The organism is Pseudoflavonifractor sp. 524-17 (assembly GCF_009935845.1).
Taxonomy (GTDB): Bacteria; Bacillota; Clostridia; order Oscillospirales; family Oscillospiraceae; genus Pseudoflavonifractor_A.
Genome location: NZ_QWEK01000088.1, coordinates 1 through 6185, shown reverse-complemented (window position 1 = coordinate 6185; position 6185 = coordinate 1). Strand labels below are relative to the sequence as shown.

Here is a 6185-nt window from a genome sequence, read left to right as displayed (position 1 = left end):
TCCGACATTGCCTCAACGTGTTCTGGCGTTGGGGCCTTTCTGCGCCTTGCAACGCCGGATAATTCGCTATTCCTTATTAAAGAACTATTGTTATTTGAGAAGAACACAGAACCCATTGAAAATAAAGGTGGGGAAATATTCTTCTCGAATAACGAAACATAGTTACCACAGGAAATCGGGAATAGACTTTTTCTCCTGCGGCAACGCTGACTCATCAGGACTATTTTTAGCGAACCATTTTTCATTCCACTTTTCCATTGAACGGTCTACAGTTTGCTGTGAAATATCCAAATAGATTTGTGTTGTCTGTATGGACGAATGGCCGAGGATGTTTTTCACAACAGCCAGCGGCACGCCTGCTTCAATCAGATGTGTCGCAGTTGTATGTCTCATCACATGTGGCGTATACGGGCCACTGCAAAACTTGTCCGGGTGCGCTGCCTTTGCCATTGTGATGTATTTTGCAAAAATCTCCTCAATGGCGGGAACCGACAGACATGTATTCCTTTGGCTGGGAAAGACATACCGGTCAGGTTGGTCACGGATTCTTCTGTAGGTGATATATTTATCCAACAGCTGAGTTGCATCCATGGTGATTTTTCCCCTTTTTCCGTAAGTGCCAGGATCGCATTTCCTTTTTCATCATGCATGACATCCTTTACCGTGAGACTGCAAATTTCCTGCGCTCTTGCTCCACTGGAATACATCACGGATAGAAGAACGAGATCACGCCAGCCAAGTTTTTCCGTAGGATCTGGAAGTGAAAAAAGGATTTCCAACTCTGTACGAGTAAAAGAACTGCGCTGTTTCCCCTTCACTCGTCGGAAAGACTTCTTTGCAATTCTTGCCAGACTGCTTTGGAACACACAGCCAGCCTCAAGATTTCTGCACTGTGCGTATTCCGCAAAAGAGGACAATGCCCCCATACGCTGTTTTGCCGTAGTTCTGCTGTTCTTTCGGACGGTCACCAACCAATCAAAGAAATCCGTCAACAGATCGAAATTCAACATTTCAAATGTAATATGGCCGGTTTTTATTTCAGTTTTCTCCTCAAGATATTGGAATAGGAGTCTAAATGCACATTTGTACGATAAAATCGTATTAGGGCTGGCATTCATGGAAACCGGGAGATATTCCGTAATAAACTTCCCGAGCAGACTGAGAAATTCATATTCAACATTACTCTTCCTCATATGGCGCCTCCACCTGTGGTATCAATCCGGCTGTAAACGATTCAAAAGCATCTAATGCTTTTGGGACCTGAATTCCGGAAAAACGCATATATTTGTCGGTGTCGATCAGGCTTTCATGACCAAGGTACGTTGGTAAAAGAAGATCGTTCATATCAACAGGATGTCCGGCGGCCTCCAGCTGCTGCATTGATTTGAGAACAAATACGTGACGGAAACCATGCAGACAAGCTCCTCGTTCGTTTGGCTGTTTGCTCCTCTGGTCAATACCGGTCAGTTCCAGGATTTTTGAAAACCAGTGTTGCATCTGCCTGCTTGTATAATGCGTGCAGGGCTTTTTGCCGGGAAACAGATATGCGTCAGGTTGATCCATGATGCCCAAGGCAAAACAATACCGTTCCAAAATGTCCAGCAGAGAGTGATGGGCTGGAATAAGCCGTTCTTTAGAAAATTTGGTTTTTCTGAGAAAAAGGGTTCCATTTTTGAAATCGACATCTTTTCGCTGCAGCGATACGGTTTCTTCTAATCTTGTTCCGCAGCCGTAAAGAATGCGGATGAACATTGGTATCTTCAGACGAAAGAAGGAACTGCACATATTGGGATTTTGAGGGACCAGAGTATCGGCACAGCACATGATCCGTTGAAGTTCTTCCTCTGAATAGATGTACGGAATATAGTCTGATTTCACTTTGGGCGGCATTGGCAGAAAAGAATAATTGCCCATATTGTTTAAATATTTCACAAAATTCCGGATGGTCCCCACCTTTATCCGTACGGTCTTACTTTTCCCTGTAAGAGACGAAATCCACATATTCAAAAGTTCCTCAGTCAGTTCTTTCCCATGGAAGTTACACGCAACCAAATATTGATCCAACGCAGCCAATACACGCCCATCATATAAAACGGATCTTTCAGATGCGCTCAATGCTCTAAGTTCCAGAAAATCTGTCATTTCTTTGGCCAGTGTACTGTTAAACACGATACCCACCAACCTTCCATGACAGCAGCTTAGCAAACTCGCCGCTTGGCTCGGGAACAGGAAGCGGACAAAGCCGCATACTTTCAATATCAATTCTTGCATAGTGCTTGATAGCGTGTTTCGTTCCATGCCCTAATACCCTGCGAACAATTTCTGTAGATACATCGTCATTGATCATATTGCTGGCAATAGATGAGCGGAAAGACCGGCTGCCATGCCGCCTGTCTGAAATGGTAATTCCTGATTGCCTAAATGTTTCCCAGACCATTGTATTGATCACACCACAATCCACTGGCTTATACGGGATCATAAGGGTCATGAAAATTTGGGGGCAGCCTTCAATTTTGGGCCGTACATTTTGAATGTAGTCCAGCAGCGCATCTTTGACTTCAGAAAACAATTCGCTTTCCCAGGGATCACCGGTTTTCTTCTGCATGAAATGAATCCTGTTGTTTGTGAAATCAACATTTTCAAAAGATAATGCGGCAACATCACAGGAACGAATGCCGTAACGGGACAGGAGCAGTATGATCGCGTAGTTTCTGATTCCGGCAGAAGTAGTGCGGTCTATGGAATCCTCGACCACAGCAATTTCATTTGTAGAGTACACCGTTGGATGTGGAGCATTCTTTTTTCGATGCTGGATAAGTTTCGAATGATCACGGGCTACAAAACCATTTTCAAATAAAAATCGCAAAAATGGCCCGATTCGCTCCCAGTACCTGGAGAACCCTAATTGCAAAAATGCTGATTGTACCCGTTCCCCACTAATATCCGTAGTCCTTTTACAGTTGAGTTCTGCCAGATTTTTCAGAAATCTGCCACAAATCCATTGCTTGTAACAAATTGTGGTTTGTTTGTTCCCATTCTCAGTACAATAGGAAATGTAGGCATCCAGAGCCTTTTTAAGATCGCCCGGAATAGCAATAACGGGTGCCTTATCTCCCCACAGAGCATCCCTGCCATCCAGTCCTTGATGCAAACGATTCAGTTTACGCACGATCACCTTTGCTCTGGTGACCCTGGAGTGGCAGACCCGAAGATCCACCTCGCAGTATTCGACAAAGCGCTCTCCAAGGTCGGGAGTGTACTCATCCAAATCATTCTCAATCATATACGCTGTGAATGAATTAAGGATAAACTCCATGTCCTTCATAGTAGTTTTGCTGTAGGACTCTTCCTCAAGCAACGTGTGCAGACGTGTTGCCAAGGCATGATATGTAGTTGGATTTTCCATCAAAAAACCTCCTCTGTAAATTTGGTGTTCGTCTCACACGAAACCAGTATACAGAGGAGGTTTTTATTGGTCATTATTATTCCAGAAGAATTCTAAAAATCTTATATTCTCAAAGGAGGGCGATAACTCTTTGAATAACGTAACTCATCTAATAAACCAAATTGTCGGAGCAGTCGAAGTAAAAATCATGAGAACAGGGCCGTATATACGGTCCTGTTCTTCGTTGTGGGAGGTGATAGATTATCGCAAAAATCAAGGAAAGGCACATAGTAAGGGAGAAATTAAAAGAAAAAGTCAGGGCCGCGCCGAAAGAGCTTGTTCGCCGTGGTCTGGATGACGGCTCGGAGCGTCTGCGGGGTCAGCTTCGGGAGGCTGCCCAGCGGGGGCAGGCCAGCGACTACGGCGGCGACCGGATCGAGGACGCCGCTGCCGATGGAGTACGGCGGACCATGCACGGCATGGAAACCCTTCTGAAAGGGAGGGCGGCGCCAACGCTGGGCCGGCTGATAGCGGCAGGGCTGGGCTATCCCCTGGGGAGCGGATGAAGCAGAGGCGGATCAAAACAAGAAAGTCCGCTTTGCATGATGATTCCCACCCGGATACGCCGCCCGCGCCACAGGCCGGATCGGGGCCGCCCCAGGTCAGGATTCGGGAGACTGTTGTCCAGGATATTCCCTCGGATGCGGGATCGGCCCCACGGGTGAAGTCAGAGCCGCCGAAGATCAAGACAAGAGATACCGTCTCTGACATTTCCTCTAATCCTGGGACGGCAGACCCCCTCGGCCACAGACGGAAACCACCTGATGGGTCATCCATCAAGATAAAGGACGCCTGCATTCAAAGTCAGCCTGCGCCGGAGCAGCCGCCCCAAACGCTCGTGCAGGGCAGGCAGGAGTTTATGCGGGAGCGCGGCCGTGCCGCAGCCATGAAGCGGGCGGAGGCCCAGCGGGTGGTGAATGGTGGAGAACCTGCATCCCCTCCCGCTCCGGCCCGGCGTGGATACACTGGCGGACAGGGCAAGTACGCATCAGCCCAGGCTGTGCATAGGCCGGTAAATCCGGGAGAACCGGACACCCGGCCTGCGCAGGATGGCGGGCGGACGATCATTAAAACGGCCCGCTCCGGGCGAAAGACAGCCGAACGCACCGCCCGCCAGACCATTAAGACGGCGGAGCATTCCTCCAGAAAGGCCGTCAAGACCGCCCAGCGGACGGCGAAAACTGCCCAGCAGACGGTCAAGACCGCCCAGAGGTCTGCCCAGGCCACCGTAAAAGCCACCCAGCGGGCTGTACAGACCGCACGTGCCACGGCAAAAGCGGCGGCGGCCACCGCCAAGGCCACGGCGAAAGCCACCGTGACGGCGATAAAAGCGGCCATTGCGGCCATGCAGGAGTTGATCGCCGCCATCGCCGCCGGGGGGGTGGGTAGTGATCGTTGTGGTGCTGGTGATCTGCATGATCGGCCTGCTCATCGCCTCGCCCTTTGGCATCTTCTTCTCGGACGGCGGCGGCTCCCCGGACGCGGCATCCCCCACTGCGGTGATCGCCCAGATCAACAGCGAGTACGCAGACAGGCTGTCCGCCCTCCAGACCGGGGGACTTATGACCGGGTGGAGATCCAGGGCGGCCCGCCTTCCTGGGCGGATGTGTTTGCGGTGTTTGCCGCCAAGACTGCCGGAGGGGCGGACGGAGCGCAGGTGTCTGTCCTGGATGCGGACACGGCGGAGAAGCTTCGGGTGGTGTTCTGGGATATGACCAAAATCACCACGGCGGAGTCGGAGGTAGAGCATCCCGCCGAGGGCGATACCGCCGCCTGGACGGAGAAGGTGCTGACTGTCACGGTCACGCCCAGGACCCCAGATGATATGCGGGTATTTTATGCGTTCACGGACCGGCAGAACGCCGCCCTGGACGAGCTGCTGACAGCGGCCACCCGTGATATGTGGAACAACCTCCTCTACGGCTCCAGCGGCGAGATCGTGGCCGTGGCGCTGTCCCAGGTTGGAAACGTGGGCGGCCAGCCCTACTGGAGCTGGTACGGCTTCAACAGCCGGGTGGAGTGGTGCGCCTGCTTCGTGAGCTGGTGCGCCAATGAGTGCGGCTACATTGACGCCGGGGTGATCCCCAAATTCGCCGGCTGCACCAGCGGCTCCAATTGGGTCAAGGATCGGGGTCAATGGCAGGACGGCGGCTATGAGCCGCGCCCTGGAGACCTGATATTTTTTGACTGGAACGAAAAAGGCAGCTCCGGGCCGCAGGACGATGTTCCCGATCATGTGGGCATCGTGGAACGGGTGGAGAATGGAGTGGTCTACACCGTGGAGGGCAACTCCAGCGATAGCTGCCGCCAGCGCAGCTACAATGTAGGCCATTACGAGATCTGGGGTTATGGCTGCCCCATTTATAACTAATTTTCAAGAGTCCGGGGAACAGGAACGTCCTGTTTCCCGGCTCTAATTTTTATGAATTTGGAGTGAAATGTTATGGCAGTTTTTCGTGTGGAACGCTCCCAGAATTACACCGTCATGAGCAACTATAGTGATAGTACTTGAAAAAGCACAAAGCGAAGTAGTATAATGAAGATATGAGTTATCCAATAAAATACAGAGAACGAACAATAGAATATCGCGAGGAAGGGCATACGTTGGAAGAAACAAAAGCAACTTTTAAAGTATCAATCTCAACGATTCGGAAATGGAAAGGCAATTAAAAGAAAAGGGGGACTTAAGGCCCAAAACACTCACGCGGAAACCCAAGAAGATAGAACCAGAGAAATTAAG

Annotated in this window: 4 protein-coding genes and 1 pseudogene; 1 reads left to right on the top strand and 4 read right to left on the bottom strand. The window is 50.5% G+C overall.

Going from position 1 to position 6185, the window contains the following annotated elements:
* Positions 1-162: 162 nt before the first annotated feature.
* The 4 genes and pseudogenes from D1159_RS19910 to D1159_RS18250 form a co-directional block, all read right to left on the bottom strand.
* Complete coding sequence (locus D1159_RS19910) at positions 163-591, bottom strand: tyrosine-type recombinase/integrase (protein WP_243152393.1); 429 nt, start codon at positions 589-591, stop codon at positions 163-165.
* Between the two features lie 314 nt (positions 592-905).
* A pseudogene (locus D1159_RS20135) lies at positions 906-1193 on the bottom strand (phage integrase SAM-like domain-containing protein); the annotation flags it as partial.
* A complete protein-coding gene (locus D1159_RS20315) occupies positions 1180-2169 on the bottom strand; it encodes a tyrosine-type recombinase/integrase (protein WP_161847027.1) in 990 nt (329 codons plus the stop codon). The pseudogene D1159_RS20135 and the gene D1159_RS20315, both read right to left, overlap by 14 nt.
* Positions 2162-3406, bottom strand: coding sequence for a tyrosine-type recombinase/integrase (locus tag D1159_RS18250; RefSeq protein WP_161847026.1), 1245 nt, complete (start codon positions 3404-3406; stop codon positions 2162-2164). Before D1159_RS18250 ends, D1159_RS20315 begins: the two co-directional genes overlap by 8 nt.
* An 898-nt stretch (positions 3407-4304) precedes the next feature.
* On the opposite strand from D1159_RS18250, the gene D1159_RS19895 reads away from it, so the two are divergent.
* The gene (locus D1159_RS19895) at positions 4305-5816 is read left to right on the top strand and encodes a CHAP domain-containing protein (protein ID WP_243152392.1); all 1512 of its coding nucleotides are present in this window, start codon (positions 4305-4307) and stop codon (positions 5814-5816) included.
* Positions 5817-6185: the final 369 nt, after the last annotated feature.